Here is an 18,918-nt window from a genome sequence, read left to right on the forward strand (position 1 = left end):
GCGCGCGCGATCGGGTGGAAACCGACTTTACCGGTTGCCATCCCGCCCTCCGCATCGGCATAGGCGCGCGTTCATTAAAGGACGACGCGATGCAGACGGACGCTGGCGGCCCCGCCTTGGGGCTGGATTTCGGCACGACCAACAGCGTCGTGGCGCTGGGGACGCCCGGGGGCACGCCCGAATTGGTAACCTTCGCCGCGCCCGCCGAGACGAGCCCGGTGTTCCGCTCGGCGCTCTGCTTCTGGCAGGACGACAGCGGCAAGGGGCTCGCGTCGGATGCGGGGCCGTGGGCGATCGCCGAATATATGGAATACCCGCTCGACAGCCGGTTCATCCAGTCGTTCAAGTCGGTGGCGGCGATGAAGACGTTCGAGCAGGCCTCGGTCTTCGACAAGCGCTATCGCTTCGAGGAGATGGGGCAGCTGTTCCTCGAGAAGCTGATTGCGCATGCGGGCGGCAAGCTCGACACGCGGCCGCACCGGATCGTCGTCGGGCGCCCGGTCGAATATGCGGGCGCGCGGCCCGACGAGGCGCTCGCGCGGACGCGGTATGACGCGATGTTCAAGGGCTTCGGCGCGGAGATCCATTATGTCTATGAGCCGCTTGGCGCCGCCTACAGCTACGCGACGCGGCTGACCGAGCCGGCGACGATCCTGGTCGCGGATTTCGGGGGCGGGACGAGCGACTTTTCGGTGGTGCGCGTCGCCGAGCCGGGTGCGGCGCGGCGGTGTACGCCGCTCGGGCATGCGGGCGTGGGGATCGCGGGCGACCGGTTCGATTACCGGATCCTCGACCGGCTGGTGCTGCCGATGCTGGGCAAGGGCGGCGCGTACAAGTCGTTCGGCAAGGAGCTGGAGATCCCGCGCGCCTATTTCGCCGACTTCGCGGACTGGTCCAGGTTAGCGCTGATGCGCAACCGCAAGACGATGACCGAGCTGGAGCGGTTGCAGAAGACCGCGGTCGATCCGGAGTCGATCGGGCGGATGATCGCGGTGATCGAGAACGAGCTGGGCTATCCGCTGTATGATGCGGTGGGGTCGCTCAAGCGCGCGTTGTCGAGCGGCGAGGACGCGCATTTCCACTTTGCGGGGGCGGGGCTGGAGATCGAGGCGGACGTGACTCGCGCGCAGTTCGAGGGCTGGATCGCCGACGACGTCGTGCGGATCGAGGCGGCAGTCGACCGGGCGCTGGAAGTCGCGAACGTCGGCGGCGGCGATATCGACCGCGTGTTCCTGACCGGCGGGTCGTCGCTGATCCCGCGCATCCGCCGGATCTTCGTCGAGCGGTTCGGCGAGGCGGCGATCATGAGCGGCGGCGAGCTTACGTCGATCGCGCATGGGCTGGCCCTGATCGGCGAGCAGGACGATATCGCGGCGTGGTCCGTCTGATGGTGCCGCGGGTTCTTCTCGGGACGGCGCAGGTGCCGGGGGGCGGTGAATTGCGGCTGCTCCAGCGGGGTGCGGAGTTTTCGATCATGCTGGGCGCGAACGAGTTGATGAACAGCCGGCTGAGCGGGTCGGAAGAGATGCTGGCCGAGCAGGCGTGTGACCGGATCGGTGATCGGCCGGGCGTGCGGATGCTGATCGGCGGGCTCGGCATGGGGTTCACCTTGCGGGCGGCGCTCTCGCGGCTGGGGCCTGATGCCGAGGTGGCGGTGGCGGAGATCGTGCCGGCGGTGATCGAATGGGCGCGGGGGCCGATGGCGGCGTTGCACGGCGACAGCCTGACCGATCCGCGGACCCGGATTTTCGAGGGCGATGTCGCCGCGGCGATCGCGGAAGGGGCGTGGGACGCGATCCTGCTAGATGTCGATAATGGTCCCGACGGGATTTCGCGGCCCGGTAACGATCGGCTCTACGGCGCGGCGGGGTTGGCGCGCGCGCGTGCGGCGTTGCGGCCGGGGGGCGTGCTGGCGGTGTGGTCGTCTGCGCCGAGCAAGCCGTTCGCCAAGCGGCTCGACGAGGCGGGTTTCGCGGTCGACGAGGTTATCGCGCGGGCCACGCGCAAGGGCGGCGCGCGGCATGTGATCTGGTTCGCGACCAAATCTTGATCGGGCGCTGGGCCGTCTTGATCGCACTGTCGGCGGTGGTTGCGGGCGTGCTCGAACTGGTCGGGCTGCCCGCCGGACTGTTGCTCGGGCCGATGATCGCGGCAGTGGTGCTCGCGGTGCGCGGCTGGTCGCTGAGCGTGCCGACCTCGGCGTTTCGGGCTGCGCAAGCGGCAGTGGGAACGCTGATCGCGGGATCGATCACGACGGGAATCGTCGCGACGGTGGGCGAGCATTGGCCGGTGTTCCTGATGGTCAACGGCGTCACGCTCGCGGCGAGCAGCGTGCTCGGCTATCTGCTGAGCCGGTGGCAGGTGTTGCCGGGCACCGTCGCGGTGTGGGGATCGACGCCGGGGGCGGCGAGCGCGATGGTGCTGATGGCGCAGGCGTACGGCGCGGATTCGCGGCTGGTCGCGGTGATGACCTACACGCGGGTCGTGAGCGTCGCGGTGGTCGCGTCGGTGCTGGCGGCGGTGATGGTCGGCGGCGGGAGCGGACATCACGTCGCCGCGACGTGGTTCGCGGCGGTCGACCCGATTGCGGTGCTGCGGACGATCGCGATCGCCGGCGTTGGTGCGGGGGTGGGCGTCGCGTTGAAGCTGCCGGCGGGGGCGCTACTCGGCTCGCTGGTCGCGGGGGCGGCGTTGAACGTCACCGGGATCGCGCAGCCGGTGTTGCCGCAGTGGCTGCTGGCGATCAGCTATGCGGTGGTCGGGTGGCGGATCGGGCTGTCGTTCACGCGCGACACGCTGCGCGTCGCGGGCAAGGCGATGCCGCGGATCCTGCTGTCGGTGGCGCTGCTGATCGCGTTCTGCGGCGGGATCGCGGCGGCGTTGACGCGCTGGTGGGGGATCGATCCGGTCACCGCCTATCTCGCGACGAGCCCGGGCGGGATGGATTCGGTCGCGATCATCGCCGCGTCGAGCCCGGTGGATGTGCCGTTCGTGATGGCGTTGCAGGTGTTGCGATTTCTGGGGGTGTTGCTGATCGGGCCGCCGCTCGCGCGGTTCGTGGCGACGCGGCAGGGCGGGGTGCCGCCGGTTATTCCGATCTGACACTCCGCAGTGGCCCCATACTGCCGTCATCCTGACGAAAGTCAGGATCCAGAGCCATAATCGGCGTCGTCTGGAACTCTGGGTCCTGGCTTTCGTCAGGATGACGGTGGGCCCTTGGTCGGGCGGTAGGCTTCGACGTCGATGTCGTGGCGCTTGAGCTTGTCGTAGAAGGTTTTCCGCGGGATGCCGAGCGCCGCCAGCGCCGAGCGGACGTCGCCGCTGACCTGTTGCAGCGTGGCGCGGATCGTCGCTTCCTCGAACTTGTCGACGCGCGCGGGGAGGGGGATGTCGCTGTCCTCGTCGACCGCGTCCTCCGCCTCGACGCGCAGCACCAGCCGCTTGGCGAGATTGTCGAGTTCGCGGACGTTGCCGGGCCAGTCGTGCTGGCCGAGATAGGCGAGCGTCGCGGTATCGACGGTCGGCACGTCGCGGCCGAACCGCTCCGCCGCCTGGTGGAGCAGGTGGCCGAACAGCAACGGCACGTCGTCGCGGCGTTCGCGCAACGGCGGGATGCGGAGGCGGACCGCGTCGAGCCGGAACAGCAGGTCGGCGCGGAACCGGCCATCCTCGACCGCCTGGTCGAGCCCGGGCTTGGCCGCGGCGATCACGCGAAGGTCGAGCGCGCGCGGCAGGTCGCCGCCGACCGGCATGACCTCGCGCTCCTCCAGGACGCGGAGGAGCTTGGCCTGGAAGGCGGGCAGCGTGCTCTCGATCTCGTCGAGGAACAGCGTGCCGCGGTTCGACGCCTCGATCCGGCCGGTGCGCGGCAGGCGCGAGTCGCCATCATGGCCGAACAGCTCGATCTCCGCGACCGCCTCGGGCAGCGCGGCGCAGTTGACCGCGACGAACGGGCGCGAGCGGCGGTTGCTCCAGCGGTGGAGGAGGACGGCGACGAGCTCCTTGCCGGTGCCCGTCTCGCCCTCGACCAGCACGTCGATATCGGCTTGCGCGATCTGGCGCATGGTCTCGCGGAGGCGGACCATGACGGGCGTTTCACCGATCAGCGGTTCGGCGCCGATCGTCTCCTCGGCGGCCGCTCTGAGCCGGCGATTGTCGAGGACGAGGCGGCGCATCTCCAGCGCACGCCTGGCGCCCGCGATCAGGTGATCGGTCGCAAACGGCTTCGGGATGAAGTCGAACGCGCCGTTCTTGAGGGCTGCGACCGCCATCGCGACGTCGCCGTGGCCGGTCATCAGCAGCACCGGAATCTCGTGGTCGATCGCGGCAATCCGGCGGAACAGCTCGAGCCCGTCCATCTTCGGCATGCGGATGTCGGACACCACCGCGCCGTCGAACCCGGCATGGACGCGGGCCAGCGCGACGGTCGGATCGCGCTCGGCGATCACCGCGATCCCTGCGAGTTCGAACGATTGTTCGAGCGCGCCGCGCAGCACGTCGTCGTCGTCGACCAGGAGAACGCTTTGCTCGAACTGGGGCTGCGCGGTCATGCTTTTACCAGGATCATGCGGAAGATCGCACCTTCGGGGGCTGGGACGAGGTCGAGCGTGCCGCCGAACTCGGTCATGATGTCGCGCGCAATGCCGAGGCCGAGCCCGAGGCCGTCCTTCTTGCTCGTCGCGAACGGGGTGAAGAGGTGGTCGGCGATATCGCGCGCGATGCCGGGGCCGTTGTCGGCGACGGTCAGCACGACGTCGCGGCCTTTCCGGCCGACCGTGACGCTGACTCGGGCGTCGCGCCGGTCGGCGACCGCATCGAGCGCGTTCTGGAGGAGATTGACGAGGACCTGCTCGAGCCGGACTCGGCCCGCGATCACGGTCAGCCGCGCCTCGGGACCGGTGGGGAGGTCGAGCGTCACGCCCTTCGCGCGGAAGCGGTCGCCGATCAGCAGGCGGACGCCGTCGACCGCCTCGTCGAGCGCGACCGGGCCGATTGAGCCTGCGCCACGTCTTGCGTAGCGCCGCAGCCCGGCAGTGATCGTGCCGATCCGGCTTGTGAGATCGACGATCGACTGGAGGTTGGTCGCCGCGCGCGCGGGTTCGTCGCGCGCGAGGAAGGCGGCGGCGTTGTCGGCGAAGGTGCGGATCGCGGCGACCGGCTGGTTGATCTCGTGCGCGACGCTGGCGGTGATCGTGCCGATCGAGCCGACTCGGTTGGCGTGCGCCAGCTCCTCGCGCGCCTGGCGAAAGCGCTGGTCGGACGCCTCGCGCTGCTCGACCTCGATCTGCAGCCGGTCGGCGGTGGCGCGCAATTCGGCGGTCCGCCGCGCGACCTCGGCCTCGAGTTCGGCGCGCGCGCCTGCGTTGCGCTTGCGGCGTGCCTGAAGCCACCAGGCGGCAACGATCACCGCGATCGTCAGCAGCGCCGCGATCGCGGTCGCCCAGCGCGTGCGTGCCGCAGCGGTGCGCAACGCGGCGTCGAGCGGCTCCATATGCACCAGCCGCCAGCCTGCGATCGGCACCGGGAGCGAGACCGCGATCGCCGGCGATCCGTTGGGCAGCCGCGACACCCCCTCGTGCCATACGCCGCCGCGCAGCGTCAGCGGTGCCGGGTCGAGCGGTGACGTGCCGAACTGGCGCGTCGCGATCAGTGCCGCGCGGCGCGCAGGGGGCAGCGTGCGCGTGGTCCGGAATTCGAGCGTCGGATCGCTCGCGATCAGGATGATGCCATCGGGATCGGTGACGAAGGTCGCCATCATGTCCTGGATCCACGCGCGCGCGATCTTGCCGAATTCGACCTTCACCACGACCACGCCGAGCGGTCGGCCGTCCCGATCGATCCGTCGCGACAGATACAGGCCGGGCCGCCCGCTGACGCTGCCGAGCGCGAAGAATTCGGTCGCGCCCGACGCCATCGCCTTGGTGAAATAGTCGCGGTAGCGATAGTCGTGACCGAGGAAGCTGTCCGCACGTGCGGCGTTCGAGGCGGCGATCGTCATGCCCTGCGTATCGAGCGCGTAGATCACCGGCGCGCCGGTCCGCTCCGCCAGCATCGCCAGCTTCGTATTGAGCGCCGGATCGACCGTGCCCGAGGCGAGTGCGGCACGAACGTCGGGATATTCGCCGAGCATGACGGGCAACAGCCGATAGGTTTGCAGCTCCGCCTCGAGCAGGCGGAGGTTGCTGCGGGTCTGCTGAACCGCGCGCATTCGCACCGTCGCGGTCGCGTCCGCCACCGCGCGCGGGCCGTAGATAGACGCGACTCCCGCGACGACCATGCCGAGCGCGGCGAATGCCAGCAGCACCGCCAGCGCGGTGATGAAAAGGGGGGATTTGAGCCGCGCCATTTGTGCGGATTATCACACACCACCGCGTCCCGCTACCGCTGAAAAGCGGCATTTTTCGCACATCTGAAAAGTGGGTATGTCGAAAACTCTTGGAAAACCAACGTTTTATGTAGAGTCAGACTCGGTCTTGTAGTCCCCGGTCCGGCCCGGCATTACCGTCGCCATAACGTCCCGTGGCAGTGGACGAAGGTTTTCAGGAGGCGATGTTGACCATACCAACCCAGACATATGGCGTCGCGCAAGCGCCGGCGCGCAAGCGCTGGACCGGCCAGCTGTATATCCAAGTGCTGATCGCGATCGCGCTGGGCGCAGCGCTCGGGCATTTCTATCCGACGTACGGCGCGGCGCTCAAGCCGCTCGGCGATGCGTTCATCAAGCTGGTGAAGATGATCATCGCCCCGGTGATCTTCCTGACGCTCGTCACGGGTATCGCGGGCATGAAGGAACTGGGTTCGGTCGGCCGAGTCGCCGGCAAGGCTTTCGCCTATTTCCTGTTCTTCTCGACGCTCGCGCTGATCGTCGGCCTGATCGTCGCCAACGTCGTCCAGCCGGGCGCGGGGATGAACATCGACGCCGCCTCGCTCGATACCAAGGGCATCGCCGACTACACCGTGAAGGCGCACGAGACGACGATCACCGGGTTCCTGATGAGCATCATCCCGGACACGATGGTCAGCGCGTTCACCGAAGGTAACATCCTCCAGATCCTGCTCGTCGCGATCCTGTTCGGCATTTCGCTGAGCCTGGTCGGTGAGCCTGCCAAGCCGGTGCTCAACTTCCTCGAGCGCCTCAGCCTGATCGTCTTCAAGCTGGTCGGCATCCTGATGCGCGCAGCACCGCTCGGTGCGTTCGGCGCGATCGCTTTCACGATCGGCAAATACGGGATCGGCAGCCTTGCCAATCTGGGTGCGCTGGTTGCGACCTTCTATCTCACCGCGATCCTGTTCGTCGTGGTCGTGCTCGGCACCGTCGCGCGCCTGACGGGCTTCTCGATCTTCAAGCTGATCAAGTATCTGAAGGCCGAGCTGCTGCTGGTGCTCGGCACCTCGTCGTCGGAAGCCGCATTGCCGAACCTGATCCAGAAGATGGAGGCTGCGGGCTGCGAGAAGTCGGTCGTCGGGCTGGTCGTGCCGACCGGCTATTCGTTCAACCTCGATGGTACCAACATCTACATGACGCTGGCGGCGCTGTTCATCGCGCAGGCGACCAACACGCATCTGACGCTCGGGCAGGAATTGCTGCTGCTGGTCGTCGCGATGATCTCTTCGAAGGGTGCAGCGGGCGTGACCGGTGCGGGCTTCATCACGCTGGCCGCGACGCTGTCGATCGTGCCGACCGTGCCGATCGCGGGCATGGCGCTGATCCTCGGCGTCGACCGCTTCATGAGCGAGTGCCGCAGCCTCACCAACTTCATCGGCAATGCGGTCGCGACGATCGTCGTCGCCCGCTGGGAAGGCGCACTCGACCGCGACAAGCTCGACGCGGCGCTGTCGGGCAAGCTGCCCGAGTTCGTGCCTGCGACGATCCCGCCTGCCGCCACCGCCCATTGACGCGTACGGGGCGGGTTCGTCCGGTCCCACGTCCTGTACCGGATATTCACTATGACCTCGATGATGATGCGCCGCACGGCGTATGCGGCCGGCCTGACCGCGGCCGCGCTTTCGATGCTTGCTGCCTCGACCACTGCGACCGCCCAGGCGGCGCCGGCGAACCCGACCGGGCTGCTGGCGAAGGAATCGGCCAACAGCGCCGCGGCGTCGCCGATCGCCGAGAGCTACCCCGACGCCGCGATCGGCGACGGCGTGACGGCGGGTGGCTACAACCAGTCGCGCTGGGCGGAAGATTGGTCGAAGCTGCGTGACCCCAAGAAGCGCAAGGACATCGTCGACCAGCTGAAGTTCATCTCGCTTGCCGGCGATGGCGACGTGTATCTGACGCTGTCGGGCGAGGCGCGGCTGCGCGTCAATCAGACGACCAACCCCAATCTGCGTGATGCGGAAGCGCAGCGGCAGGACATTCTTCGCCTCTTCGGCGGCGCCGACCTGCATGTCGGCAAGCATGTGCGGTTCTACGGCGAGCTGGCGCACGGCACGCTCGAGGGTGAGAATCTGGGAACCGCGCTGCCGAACCTGCGCAACAAGCTGGCGGTGCAGCAGGCGTTCGTCGATCTGACGGGCACGGTCGCCGATGTCGATGTCGGGGTCCGCTATGGTCGCCAGACCTTCGCCGATGGTCCGAACCTGATGGTCGTGCCGCGCGACAACAATACGCTCTATTTCGGGTTCAACGGCTTCCGTGCCTGGGCGCGCGCCGCGGGTGTCCGCGCCGATGTGTTCGATTTCAAGCCGACCGCCTATGGCAATGGCGGGACGCAGGACGACAATGCGGAGAGCGCGCGGCGCTTCTCGGGTATCTCGACGGGAATCGTCGTGCCCGAGACGCTGTTCGGCGGATCGAAGCTGTACGTCGATCCCTTCCTCTGGCGGCTGCGCAACCGGACGGCGGTATGGGGCACCGACACCGCGCGCGAAGTCCGCAACTTCTACGGCCTGCACGTTTGGGGCGATGCGGGTCCGGTCAATCTCGACTGGACGATCAACTATCAGGGCGGGTCGTACGACAACCGCTCGATCAAGGCGTGGCTGGTGCTGCTCGCGCAGACGTACCAGCTGGGCAAGGGCAAGACCGCGCCACGGGTCGGCTTCCACGCCGATTACGCCAGCGGTGGCGGTGCGTACGGCAAGGGAACGCTGCGCAACTCGCTCGCGCCGTTCGGCAACAACATCTATTACAGCTATCAGCTGTTCGCGACGCCGACCAACCTGATCGCGCTCGCGCCGAACGTCACTTTCAGCGCGTTCAAGAAGCTGCGCATGACGGCGGAATATCAGCTGTCGTGGCGCGACACGACGACCGACGCGGTATACCGCGCCAACGGCACCGCCTTTGCCGGGACGCAGAATTTTGGCGGGCGCAAGATCGCCGATACGATCCGGTTCCAGGCGACCTATCCGATCACCTCGCGCCTGTCGCTGCTCGGGCGGTACGAGCATCTCATCGCGGGGCCTGCGCTGACCAATGCGGGGTACAAGAACTCCGACTTCATGGCCGGCTGGATCAGCTACCGGTTCTAAGGGTGTCTACCGTCCCATTCCACGCCGTCATCCTGACGAAAGTCAGGATCCAGAGTAGCAGGGGTTAACGCTTTTGGCTCTGGATCCTGACTTTCGTCAGGATGACGCGGGGGGTGATACCGTCTGAATTAACCTGCGGCATATTCCCCCGCGGATTGATAGAAATAGACCATACCGGTCCTTCAATTCCGTGATCGACTGTGGCACATGGACTCCAACATCAGGAGCACATGGCCATGGATCTCAGCTTCACGCCCGAGGAAGAATCGTTCCGCGACGAAGTCCGCAGCTTCTTCCGCGACAAACTCCCCGCCCGCCTCTCGACGCTGGTCCGCGAAGGCAAGCGCCTGCGCAAGGCGGACATGGAAGAATGGCACGCGATCCTCAACGAACGCGGCTGGCTCGCGAACCATTGGCCCGGGCAATGGGGCGGTCCCGGCTGGAGCGTGATCCAGCGGTTTATCTTCGATAACGAATCGGCGCTCGCGCACGCGCCCCGCGTGGTGCCGTTCGGCGTCAACATGCTCGGTCCGGTGCTGATCAAATACGGCTCCGAGGAGCAGAAGAAGCACTGGCTGCCGCGTATCCTCGACGGCTCCGACTGGTGGTGCCAGGGCTATTCCGAGCCGGGCGCGGGCTCCGATCTCGCGGGCCTCAAGACCACCGCGGTGCGGAACGGCGACGTCTATGTCGTCAACGGCCAGAAGACGTGGACGACGCTCGGCCAGCATGCCGACATGATCTTCTGCCTCGTCCGCACCGATGCGACCGCGAAGAAGCAGGAGGGCATCAGCTTCTTGCTGATCGACATGAAGTCGCCCGGCATCGAAGTCCGCCCGATCACGCTGATCGATGGCGAGCAGGAGGTGAACGAGGTGTTCTTCACCGATGTCGAGGTGCCCGTCGCCAACCTCGTCGGCGAAGAGAATATGGGCTGGACCTACGCCAAATATCTGCTGACCTATGAGCGCACCAACATCGCGGGCGTCGGCTTCTCGATCGCGTCGTTCGAGCGGCTGAAGGAAGTCGCGCAGTCGCAGAAGAAGGGCGGGCGGGCGCTCGCCGACGATCCGCTGTTCGCTGCAAGGATGGCACGCGTCGAGATCGACTTGGCCAATATGCAAACGACCAATTTGCGCGTGCTGGCCGCGGTCGCGGGCGGCGGCGCGCCGGGCGCGGAAAGCTCGATGCTCAAGATTAAGGGCACCGAGATTCGCCAGGAGATCACCGCGCTGACCAGGCGCGCCTACGGCTCCTACGCCGCGCCCTACATACCCGAAGCTCTGGAAGCCGGGTGGAACGGCGAGGATGTCGGGCCGGAGGACGCGGCGATGGCGGCGCCGAGCTATTTCAACAACCGCAAGCTGTCGATCTTCGGCGGATCGAACGAGATCCAGAAGAACATCATCTCCAAAGCCATTCTGGGTCTCTGAGCACATGAACTTCGACCACACCGACGACCGCCGCATGCTCGCCGACACGCTCGTCCGCGCGCTGCGCGACGGCTATCCGATCGATACGCGCAATGCGGGTGCGTATAGCGACGTTGGGTATGACCCCGCGGTCTGGCAGCAGTTGACCGAACTCGGAATCGTGTCCGCGTTGTTCGACGAGGCGGCGGGCGGCTTTGGCGGCAGCGGGTTCGACATCATGGTGGTGTTCGAGGCGCTCGGCCGCGCGCTGGTGGTCGAGCCGTTCCTGGGGGCATTGATGGCGGGGCGCGCGCTGGCCGCGGCAGGCGGGCACGACGAGACGCTCGCCGGAATCGTGTCCGGCGAGACGATCGCCGCGTTCGCGCAAGAGGATGGCGCGACGCCGGTGACCGCGACGAAGAGCGGCGACGGCTGGACGCTCAGCGGGACCAAGGCGGTCGTGGCGCAGGCCGGCGCAGCGTCGGTGTTCGTGGTGGTGATCGAACAGGACGAACCGCTCGTGTTCCTCGTGCCCGCGGATACCGCCGGGGTGTCGGTCCGCAGCTACAACGTCGTCGAGGGCGGTGGCGCTGGCGACGTGACGTTCGATGGTGTGACGCTCGGCGCGGACGCGCGTGTCGGGGGCGAAGGGCAGGGGCAGGCGATCGTCGATGCGGCGGTCGGCGCCGGGTTGCTCGCGCTGTCGGCCGAGGCGGTCGGCGCGATGGAGTTCGTCAAGGAGGCGACGCTCGGCTATCTGCGCGACCGCAAGCAGTTCGGCGTGCCGATCGGCAAGTTCCAGGCGCTCCAGCACCGCATGGCGACGGTGCTGCTCGAGATCGAGCAGGCACAGTCCGCGGTGATCAACGCCGCCTCGGCGTTCGACGGCGACGACGCGAAGGCGCGCGCACGCGCATTGGCGGCGGCAAAGTACACGATCGGACGGACCGGCGCGCTGGTCGCGGAGGAGTCGATCCAGCTGCACGGCGGGATCGGCATGACGTGGGAATATGCGGTGTCGCACTACGCCAAGCGGCTGGTGATGATCGACCACCAGCTCGGCGACGAGGATCATCACCTTCAGCGGTATATCGCGCTGGGGTGAGGGCCCGTCATTTGCGTTCCGTTATCGCCTGCTCGTCACCCTGACGAAAGTCAGGGCCCAGGGTTACGGGCGTCGTCCTTCGTGGCTCTGGGTCCTGACTTTCGTCAGGATGACGGTGGTGGGATGACGGTGGGGGGATGGACGCGCGGCTTACCGCCCGCGCTTGCCGATCATCGGCCGCAGTCGCACGCCAAGGCAGATCACCGTCGGCCAGAGCAACGTGTTGAGGATATCGAGCGACGTATCCTCCCACCGCCACGACCCGAACGTCATCCGGTCCATGATCTCGTTGAACGCCTCGCCCGCGACGACCACCCACCACGGAATGAACGAGCCGAACGATCGCCGCGTGACCAACCGTGCGAGCATCAGCAGTGCCATGCCGGCATGGATGTGCAGGATCGTATCGGGCAGCCCGGTGCCGTCGCCGATCCAGTCGATCATCTTGTGGTAGAAAGTCGGGGTCACGCTGCTACTCCGGACGAACGGAATTCCGCCGCGAAGCGCGCTATACGGGGCTCACTCGGTCGCGGCAATCTGCGCACCGGCATCGACAGGCGTCGTGCCCAGCATCAGCGGCTTCAGAGCGCCGATGGTCGCGTCCAGCCACGCGATGAACCGGTCGATCCGCGCGATCCGGCGGACGTCGCGGTGGACGACGAGCCAGAACGAGCGCTGGATATCGACCGCCTTGGGCAGCACGCGCACCAGCCCCGGCACGCCGTCGCCGATGAAGCACGGGAGTATCCCGCACCCGGCCCCCGCCGCGATCAACTCGGCCTGCGCGACGATGCTCGAACTGCGGATCGACGCGTCGAGCCGCCCGTCGATCTCCGCCAGATAGCGGAGTTCGGGCGCGTAGATCATGTCGGGGACATAGCCGATCAACCGGTGCCGCATCAGGTCCGCGGTGGTCGCGATCGGGCCGCTCCGCGCGAGGTGATCGGGGTGCGCGTAGAGACCGAGATGGTAATCGGTGAGTTTGCGCGCCACCAGCGGCCCGCTCTTCGGGCGCGCGAGCATCACCGCGATATCCGCCTCGCGCCGCGACGGGTTGAGGAACCCGGTCGAGGCGATCAGGTCGATCGCGATGCGCGGATGCTGGTTGGTGAACGCGGCGAGCCGGGGCGCGAGGATGCGGCTGCCGAACCCTTCCGAGACGCTCAGCCGGATCGGCCCCGCGAGCACGCCCGCATCGGTGCCGACGACTTCCTGGATGCCGAGCGCGGACGCCTCCATCGTCTCTGCATGTTCGAGCAAAGCCGCGCCGCGCTCGGTCAGCGCATAGCCCGCGACGGTCTGCTCGAACAACGTCGTCTGGAGCCGGCGCTCGAGCCGTTGCAGACGTCGCGAGACCGTGGTTGCGTCCTGGCCGAGCAGTTTTGCGGCGGGACCGAGCCGGTGCGCGCGCGCCAGGGCCAGGAAATACCGGACGTCGTCCCAATCCATGAACGCCTCACCTCAAGCTGCATATCTGCAGAGCGAATCTGCAAACAGCCCCACTTGGCTGCGAAACGCTTATGGCGGACGATGCGCGCAACAAGAAGAGGATGCCATGCGGACGATCGAGAATTTCACGAGCGGTGCAGCGAGCAAGGCCGAGCGCTTCGGCGACGTGTTCGACCCCAATTCGGGCGAGGTACAGGCGCGCGTGCGGCTGTCGGGTGCGGTCGATCTCGATGCAGCGGTCGCGGCCGCGCAGAAGGCGCAGCCGGGCTGGGCGGCGACCAACCCGCAGCGGCGTGCGCGCGTCATGTTCGAGTTCAAGCGGCTCGTCGAAGTGAACATGGACGAACTCGCGCGCATGCTCTCGTCCGAGCACGGCAAGGTGATCGCGGATTCGCGAGGAGATATCCAGCGCGGGCTCGAGGTGATCGAGTTCTGCTGCGGCATCCCGCACATCCTCAAGGGTGAATACACGCAGGGCGCGGGGCCGGGGATCGACGTCTATTCGATGCGCCAGCCGCTCGGCATCGGCGCGGGGATCACGCCGTTCAACTTCCCCGCCATGATCCCGCTCTGGATGAGCGGCGTCGCGATCGCCACGGGCAACGCGTTCATCCTCAAGCCGTCCGAGCGCGATCCGTCGGTGCCGGTGCGGCTGGGCGAGCTGTTCGTCGAGGCGGGGCTGCCCGAAGGCATCTTCCAGGTCGTTCACGGCGACAAGGAAATGGTCGATGCGATCCTCGATCATCCGGCGATCAGCGCGGTGAGCTTCGTCGGCTCGTCCGACATCGCGCACTACGTCTACCGCCGCGGGGTCGAGGCGGGCAAGCGCGTCCAGGCGATGGGCGGCGCGAAGAACCACGGCATCGTGATGCCCGACGCGGATCTTGACCAGGTGGTTGCCGACCTTTCGGGCGCGGCGTTCGGCTCGGCGGGTGAGCGGTGCATGGCGCTGCCGGTGGTCGTGCCGGTCGGCGAGAAGACCGCGATCGCGCTGCGCGAAAAGCTGATCCCGGCGATCGCTGCGCTTCGCGTGGGCGTGTCGACCGACAACGACGCGCATTACGGTCCGGTGGTGAATGCGGCGCACAAGACGCGTGTTGAGAACTGGATCCAGACCGGCGTCGACGAGGGTGCGGAGCTCGTCGTCGACGGGCGCGGGTTCGCACTCCAGGGGCACGAGAAGGGCTTCTTCATCGGCCCGTCGCTGTTCGATCACGTCACCACCGAGATGTCGGCGTACAAGGAGGAGATCTTCGGGCCCGTTCTCCAGATCGTCCGCGCGGCCGATTTCGAGGAGGCTGTGCGGCTGCCGAGCGAGCATCAATATGGCAACGGCGTCGCGATCTTCACGCGCAACGGCCACGCCGCGCGCGAGTTCGCGGCGCGGGTGAATGTCGGGATGGTTGGGATCAACGTGCCGATCCCGGTGCCGGTGGCGTATCACACGTTCGGCGGCTGGAAGCGCAGCGCGTTCGGCGACACCAACCAGCATGGGATGGAAGGCGTGAAGTTCTGGACCAAGGTCAAGACGGTCACGCAGCGCTGGCCCGACGGCTCCGCGCTGCCGGCGATGGCGGAAGATGGCGGCCCGGCGCGGAACAACGACGCGTTCGTCATTCCGACGATGGGGTGATTGGGTGCCGCGCTCCCCCTCCGTCATCCTGGACTTGATCCAGGATCCAGAGTTACGGAGCGCGGCATTCGTGGCTCTGGATCCTGACTTTCGTCAGGATGACGGGGGCGGGAGAGGATCGAAGCCCCAGTCCTCGGCCAGATCGCGCCATGTCGGGTTGTCCGTCTCGATCAGCGTGATCTTCCAAGACCGTTTCCACACCTTCAACTGCTTCTCGCGTGTGATCGCCGCGTCCATCGTGTCCGCCATCGCAAACCAGACCAGCCGGTTCACACCGTATCGCTTTGAGAACCCGTCGAACATGCCCTCGCGGTGCTGAACGATCCGCGCCATCAGGTCGGACGTGAGGCCGATGTAGAGCGTTCCGTTGCGCCCGCTCGCCATGATATAGACCGCGGGTTGCCTAGCCATATCATTCCCCCCAGTCGTCAACCTGACGAAAGTCAGGATCCAGAGCCACAGGTTTCCGCGTTTGTGGCTCTGGATGCTGGGTCGAGCCCAGCATGACGGAAGAGAGATTTATGACCAACCAGTTCGACCTCACCGACGACCAGCGCGAGATCCAGGAGCTCGCGCGCCGCTTCACCGCCGACCGGATCACCCCGCATGCGGCCGAGTGGGACGAGAAGCACATCTTCCCGCGCGACACGATCAAGGCGGCGGCCGAGCTCGGTTTCGCGGCGATCTATGTCAGCGAGGAGAGCGGCGGGATCGCGCTCGGGCGCCTCGAAGCCGCGCTGATCATGGAGGCGATGTCGTACGGGTGCCCGTCGACGAGCGCGTTCATCAGCATCCACAACATGGCGGCATGGATGATCGACCGGTTCGGCTCGGCTGCGGTGAAGGACAGGTATCTCCCCGATCTGGTGACGATGGACCGGCTGGCGAGCTATTGCCTGACCGAGCCGGGCTCTGGCTCCGACGCCGCGGCGCTCAAGACGCGCGCGGTGCGCGACGGCGACGACTGGATCGTGACGGGCTCGAAGCAGTTCATCTCGGGCGCGGGCGAGAACGAGGTGTACGTCACCATGGTCCGCACCGGTGAAGACGGGCCCAAGGGTATTTCCTGCCTCGTGATCGAGAAGGACATGCCCGGCGTGTCGTTCGGCGCGAACGAGAAGAAGCTCGGCTGGCATTCGCAGCCGACTCGGCAGGTGATCTTCGACGGCGTCCGCGTGCCGGCCGCCAACATGGTCGGCGGCGAGGGCGAGGGCTTCCGGATCGCGATGATGGGGCTGGACGGCGGGCGGCTGAACATCGGTGCATGCTCGCTCGGCGGCGCGCAGCGGTGTCTCGACGAGGCGATCGCCTACACGCGCGACCGCAAGCAGTTCGGCAAGCCGATCGCGGACTTCCAGAACACGCAGTTCATGCTGGCGGACATGGCGACCGAGCTGGAGGCCGCGCGCGCACTGCTCTACATCGCGGCGGCCAAGGTGACGGCGAACGCGCCCGACAAGACCAAGTTCGCGGCGATGGCGAAGCGGCTGGCGACCGATACGGGCTCGTCGGTGGTCGACCGCGCGTTGCAGCTGCATGGCGGCTACGGGTATTTGCAGGATTACCCGATCGAACGCTTCTGGCGCGACCTGCGCGTGCATTCGATCCTTGAGGGCACCAACCAGGTCATGCGCATGATCGTCGGCCGCGAACTGACCCGGCAATGAGCGATATGGCCACCAACCGCCGAACAGCATCCACCCCGGCGGAGGCCGGGGTCCAGGTGGGGGACGCTAATCGGCTAGGTGGCATCCTCCGTCACATCGACCTTTCCAACTGGACCCCGGCCTTCGCCGGGGAGGTGCCTTATGAATGACCTGATCACGACCGTCGAAGGCCCCATCGGCCGTATCCGTCTGAACCGGCCAAAGGCGTTGCACGCGCTCAATCTTGCGATGTGCGAAGGCGTGCTGGAGGCGCTCGAGGCGTGGCGCGGGGATGCGTCGGTCGAGGCGATCCTGGTGGATCATGCCGAGGGTCGTGGGTTCTGCGCCGGGGGCGATATCCGGATGCTAGCTGCGTCGGGGGCTGGCGACGGGGTGGAGGCGCGCGCGTTTTTTCATGCTGAGTACCGGATGAATCACCGGCTGTTCGTCTATGCCAAGCCGATCGTCGCGTTCATGGACGGGATCACGATGGGCGGCGGCGTTGGGCTCGCGCTGCCGTGCACGTACCGGGTCGCGACCGAGAACACGAAGTTCGCGATGCCCGAGACGGGGATCGGGCTGTTCCCCGATGTCGGCGGCGGCTGGTATCTGTCGCGGCTGCCGGGGCGGATCGGGCAGTATCTCGCGCTGACGGGGCATCGGCTCGATGGTGCGGAGTGTGCCGCGCTCGGATTGGCGACGCATTATCTGCCGAGTGAGACGCTCGACACCGCCAAGGCGCAGATCGCGGAGACGCCGCAGGATATTGCCGGCGTGCTCGATGCCTTGTCGACTGCCGCGCCAGAAGCGCAGATCCTCGCGCGCAGGGACGAGATCGACCGGCTGTTCGCGTCCGACGTGCTCGAGGAGATCTATGCCGCGCTCGACGCCGATGGTGGTGAGTGGGCTGCCAAGACGCTCGCGACGCTCAGGACCAAGTCGCCGCAGTCGATGAAGGTGTCGCTCCGGCTGCTCCACGAAGGCGCGGCGATGGCGAGTTTCGCGGACGAGATGCGCCAGGAATATGCCGTCGGCGCGCATGTCGTGCAGCGCCACGACTTCATCGAGGGCGTGCGCGCGGTGATCGTCGACAAGGACAATGCGCCGCGCTGGGATCCGGCGACGCCCGAGGACGTGACCGATCATGTGATCGACCAGATCTTCGCGCCGTTGCCGGAAGCCGAGGCGTGGACGCCGGGTTGAACGTAAAACACGTCACCCCAGCGAACGCTGGGGTCTCTCGATGATGGTGAGACCCCAGCTTTCGCTGGGGTGACGGAATTGGAGAAGTCGAAATGGCCGATTACGAAACGATCCTCGTCGAGCAACGCGGTGGCGTCACGCTCGTCACGCTCAACCGGCCGCAGGCGCTCAACGCGCTCAACTCGCAGGTGCTCGCCGACCTGATCGCCGCGTTTGCCGCGTTCGATGCGGATCCGTCGCAGGGCTGCGCGGTGCTGACCGGCTCGGCCAAGGCGTTCGCGGCGGGCGCGGACATCAAGGAGATGCAGAGCCAGGGCTTTGCCGACATGTATGCGAGCAACTTCTTCGCCGGCTGGGAACAGGTGACGCGGACGCGCAAGCCGATCATCGCCGCGGTCGCGGGCTACGCGCTGGGCGGCGGCTGCGAGGTCGCGATGATGTGCGACTTCATCCTCGCCGCCGACACCGCCAAGTTCGGCCAGCCCGAGATCAAGCTCGCGGTCTCCCCCGGCATGGGTGGATCGCAGCGCCTCACGCATGCGGTCGGCAAGGCCAAGGCGATGGAGATGGTGCTGACCGGGCGGATGATGGACGCGGTCGAGGCCGAGCGCGCAGGCCTCGTCTCGCGGATCATCCCCGCCGCCGAGCTGGTCGAGGAAGCGGTGAAGACCGCCGCGACGATCGCCGCGATGGCGCCGCTCGCGGTGCTGGCGAACAAGGAAATGGTCAACGCGGCGTTCGAGACGGGGCTCGCGATGGGCGTCCAGTTCGAGCGGCGGCTGTTCCACGGGCTGTTCGGCACCGCGGACCAGAGCGAAGGCATGGCCGCGTTCGTCGAGAAGCGCGCCGGGACCTGGACGGGGAAGTGATGCAATTCCCCTTCCGCTCGCGGGAGGGGCTAGGGGAGGGGCGTGCCCCGGTTGCCGACGCAACCTATGCGGCGCTGCCCTCCCCCAACCCCTCCCGTGAACGGGAGGGGAGCGAAATTCA

At 67.1% G+C, this 18,918-nt stretch carries 16 protein-coding genes; 11 read left to right on the forward strand and 5 right to left on the reverse strand.

Annotated elements, in window-relative coordinates; translation table 11 throughout:
* The first annotated feature begins 89 nt into the window (after positions 1–89).
* From C8J26_RS03540 to C8J26_RS03550, 3 genes are read left to right on the forward strand one after another with little or no spacing between them, the layout of a single operon-like run.
* Complete coding sequence (locus C8J26_RS03540; RefSeq protein ID WP_107956719.1) at positions 90–1,388, forward strand: Hsp70 family protein; 1,299 nt, start codon at positions 90–92, stop codon at positions 1,386–1,388.
* Entirely contained in the window at positions 1,388–2,050 is a 663-nt protein-coding gene (locus tag C8J26_RS03545) for a spermidine synthase family protein (RefSeq protein WP_107957049.1), read from the forward strand. Before C8J26_RS03540 ends, C8J26_RS03545 begins: the two co-directional genes overlap by 1 nt.
* Positions 2,047–3,102, forward strand: coding sequence for an AbrB family transcriptional regulator (locus C8J26_RS03550; protein WP_208631314.1), 1,056 nt, complete (start codon positions 2,047–2,049; stop codon positions 3,100–3,102). The genes C8J26_RS03545 and C8J26_RS03550 overlap by 4 nt, the downstream gene beginning before the upstream one ends.
* A gap of 95 nt (positions 3,103–3,197) precedes the next feature.
* Here C8J26_RS03550 and C8J26_RS03555 read toward each other — a convergent pair whose 3' ends face one another.
* On the reverse strand, positions 3,198–4,550 hold the full coding sequence (locus C8J26_RS03555; RefSeq protein WP_107956720.1) for a sigma-54-dependent transcriptional regulator: 1,353 nt from the start codon (positions 4,548–4,550) through the stop codon (positions 3,198–3,200).
* A complete protein-coding gene (locus tag C8J26_RS03560) occupies positions 4,547–6,346 on the reverse strand; it encodes a sensor histidine kinase (protein ID WP_208631315.1) in 1,800 nt (599 codons plus the stop codon). Before C8J26_RS03560 ends, C8J26_RS03555 begins: the two co-directional genes overlap by 4 nt.
* Before the next feature lie 203 nt (positions 6,347–6,549).
* On the opposite strand from C8J26_RS03560, the gene C8J26_RS03565 reads away from it, so the two are divergent.
* The 4 genes from C8J26_RS03565 to C8J26_RS03580 all read left to right on the forward strand — a co-directional run bounded on the left by C8J26_RS03565 (position 6,550) and on the right by C8J26_RS03580 (position 11,997).
* Entirely contained in the window at positions 6,550–7,896 is a 1,347-nt protein-coding gene (locus tag C8J26_RS03565) for a dicarboxylate/amino acid:cation symporter (RefSeq protein ID WP_107957051.1), read from the forward strand.
* A gap of 60 nt (positions 7,897–7,956) precedes the next feature.
* Positions 7,957–9,480 (forward strand): alginate export family protein, encoded by a 1,524-nt coding sequence (locus C8J26_RS03570; RefSeq protein WP_425275395.1) that lies wholly within the window; start codon positions 7,957–7,959, stop codon positions 9,478–9,480.
* A 236-nt stretch (positions 9,481–9,716) separates the two neighbouring features.
* Positions 9,717–10,913 (forward strand): acyl-CoA dehydrogenase family protein, encoded by a 1,197-nt coding sequence (locus C8J26_RS03575; protein WP_107957053.1) that lies wholly within the window; start codon positions 9,717–9,719, stop codon positions 10,911–10,913.
* A gap of 4 nt (positions 10,914–10,917) precedes the next feature.
* Positions 10,918–11,997, forward strand: a complete 1,080-nt coding sequence (locus C8J26_RS03580; protein WP_107956721.1) for an acyl-CoA dehydrogenase family protein — start codon at positions 10,918–10,920, stop codon at positions 11,995–11,997.
* A gap of 150 nt (positions 11,998–12,147) precedes the next feature.
* Here the strand turns inward: C8J26_RS03580 and C8J26_RS03585 are convergent, their stop codons facing one another.
* Positions 12,148–12,465 (reverse strand): hypothetical protein, encoded by a 318-nt coding sequence (locus tag C8J26_RS03585; RefSeq protein WP_056412093.1) that lies wholly within the window; start codon positions 12,463–12,465, stop codon positions 12,148–12,150.
* 51 nt (positions 12,466–12,516) lie between these two features.
* Positions 12,517–13,446 (reverse strand): LysR family transcriptional regulator, encoded by a 930-nt coding sequence (locus C8J26_RS03590; RefSeq protein ID WP_107956723.1) that lies wholly within the window; start codon positions 13,444–13,446, stop codon positions 12,517–12,519.
* Positions 13,447–13,552: 106 nt separating this feature from the next.
* On the opposite strand from C8J26_RS03590, the gene C8J26_RS03595 reads away from it, so the two are divergent.
* A complete protein-coding gene (locus C8J26_RS03595; protein ID WP_107956724.1) occupies positions 13,553–15,079 on the forward strand; it encodes a CoA-acylating methylmalonate-semialdehyde dehydrogenase in 1,527 nt (508 codons plus the stop codon).
* A gap of 93 nt (positions 15,080–15,172) precedes the next feature.
* Here C8J26_RS03595 and C8J26_RS03600 read toward each other — a convergent pair whose 3' ends face one another.
* Positions 15,173–15,490: a GIY-YIG nuclease family protein gene (locus tag C8J26_RS03600; RefSeq protein ID WP_107956725.1), complete on the reverse strand. Its 318-nt coding sequence runs from the start codon at positions 15,488–15,490 to the stop codon at positions 15,173–15,175.
* Between the two features lie 110 nt (positions 15,491–15,600).
* Here C8J26_RS03600 and C8J26_RS03605 point away from each other — a divergent pair, with 110 nt between their 5' ends.
* From C8J26_RS03605 to C8J26_RS03615, 3 genes are all read left to right on the forward strand, one after another.
* Positions 15,601–16,746, forward strand: coding sequence for an acyl-CoA dehydrogenase family protein (locus C8J26_RS03605; protein WP_107956726.1), 1,146 nt, complete (start codon positions 15,601–15,603; stop codon positions 16,744–16,746).
* Between the two features lie 141 nt (positions 16,747–16,887).
* Positions 16,888–17,928 carry an enoyl-CoA hydratase/isomerase family protein gene (locus C8J26_RS03610; protein WP_107956727.1) on the forward strand — a complete coding sequence of 347 codons (1,041 nt, stop codon included), beginning with the start codon at positions 16,888–16,890 and terminating at the stop codon, positions 17,926–17,928.
* A 92-nt stretch (positions 17,929–18,020) separates the two neighbouring features.
* A complete protein-coding gene (locus C8J26_RS03615; protein ID WP_056412075.1) occupies positions 18,021–18,797 on the forward strand; it encodes an enoyl-CoA hydratase in 777 nt (258 codons plus the stop codon).
* Positions 18,798–18,918: the final 121 nt, after the last annotated feature.

The organism is Sphingomonas aurantiaca, from assembly GCF_003050705.1.
Classification (GTDB): Bacteria; Pseudomonadota; Alphaproteobacteria; order Sphingomonadales; family Sphingomonadaceae; genus Sphingomonas; species Sphingomonas aurantiaca.

Coding starts and splice junctions, on each gene's coding strand:
- C8J26_RS03545 (WP_107957049.1), top strand. CDS start 1,388: ATGGTGCCGCGGGTTCTTCTCGGGACGGCGCAGGTGCCGGGGGGCGGT.
- C8J26_RS03575 (WP_107957053.1), top strand. CDS start 9,717: ATGGATCTCAGCTTCACGCCCGAGGAAGAATCGTTCCGCGACGAAGTC.
- C8J26_RS03560 (WP_208631315.1), bottom strand. CDS start 6,346: ATGGCGCGGCTCAAATCCCCCCTTTTCATCACCGCGCTGGCGGTGCTG.
- C8J26_RS03610 (WP_107956727.1), top strand. CDS start 16,888: ATGAATGACCTGATCACGACCGTCGAAGGCCCCATCGGCCGTATCCGT.
- C8J26_RS03595 (WP_107956724.1), top strand. CDS start 13,553: ATGCGGACGATCGAGAATTTCACGAGCGGTGCAGCGAGCAAGGCCGAG.
- C8J26_RS03570 (WP_425275395.1), top strand. CDS start 7,957: ATGATGATGCGCCGCACGGCGTATGCGGCCGGCCTGACCGCGGCCGCG.
- C8J26_RS03540 (WP_107956719.1), top strand. CDS start 90: ATGCAGACGGACGCTGGCGGCCCCGCCTTGGGGCTGGATTTCGGCACG.
- C8J26_RS03555 (WP_107956720.1), bottom strand. CDS start 4,550: ATGACCGCGCAGCCCCAGTTCGAGCAAAGCGTTCTCCTGGTCGACGAC.
- C8J26_RS03615 (WP_056412075.1), top strand. CDS start 18,021: ATGGCCGATTACGAAACGATCCTCGTCGAGCAACGCGGTGGCGTCACG.
- C8J26_RS03600 (WP_107956725.1), bottom strand. CDS start 15,490: ATGGCTAGGCAACCCGCGGTCTATATCATGGCGAGCGGGCGCAACGGA.
- C8J26_RS03565 (WP_107957051.1), top strand. CDS start 6,550: ATGTTGACCATACCAACCCAGACATATGGCGTCGCGCAAGCGCCGGCG.
- C8J26_RS03590 (WP_107956723.1), bottom strand. CDS start 13,446: ATGGATTGGGACGACGTCCGGTATTTCCTGGCCCTGGCGCGCGCGCAC.
- C8J26_RS03605 (WP_107956726.1), top strand. CDS start 15,601: ATGACCAACCAGTTCGACCTCACCGACGACCAGCGCGAGATCCAGGAG.
- C8J26_RS03580 (WP_107956721.1), top strand. CDS start 10,918: ATGAACTTCGACCACACCGACGACCGCCGCATGCTCGCCGACACGCTC.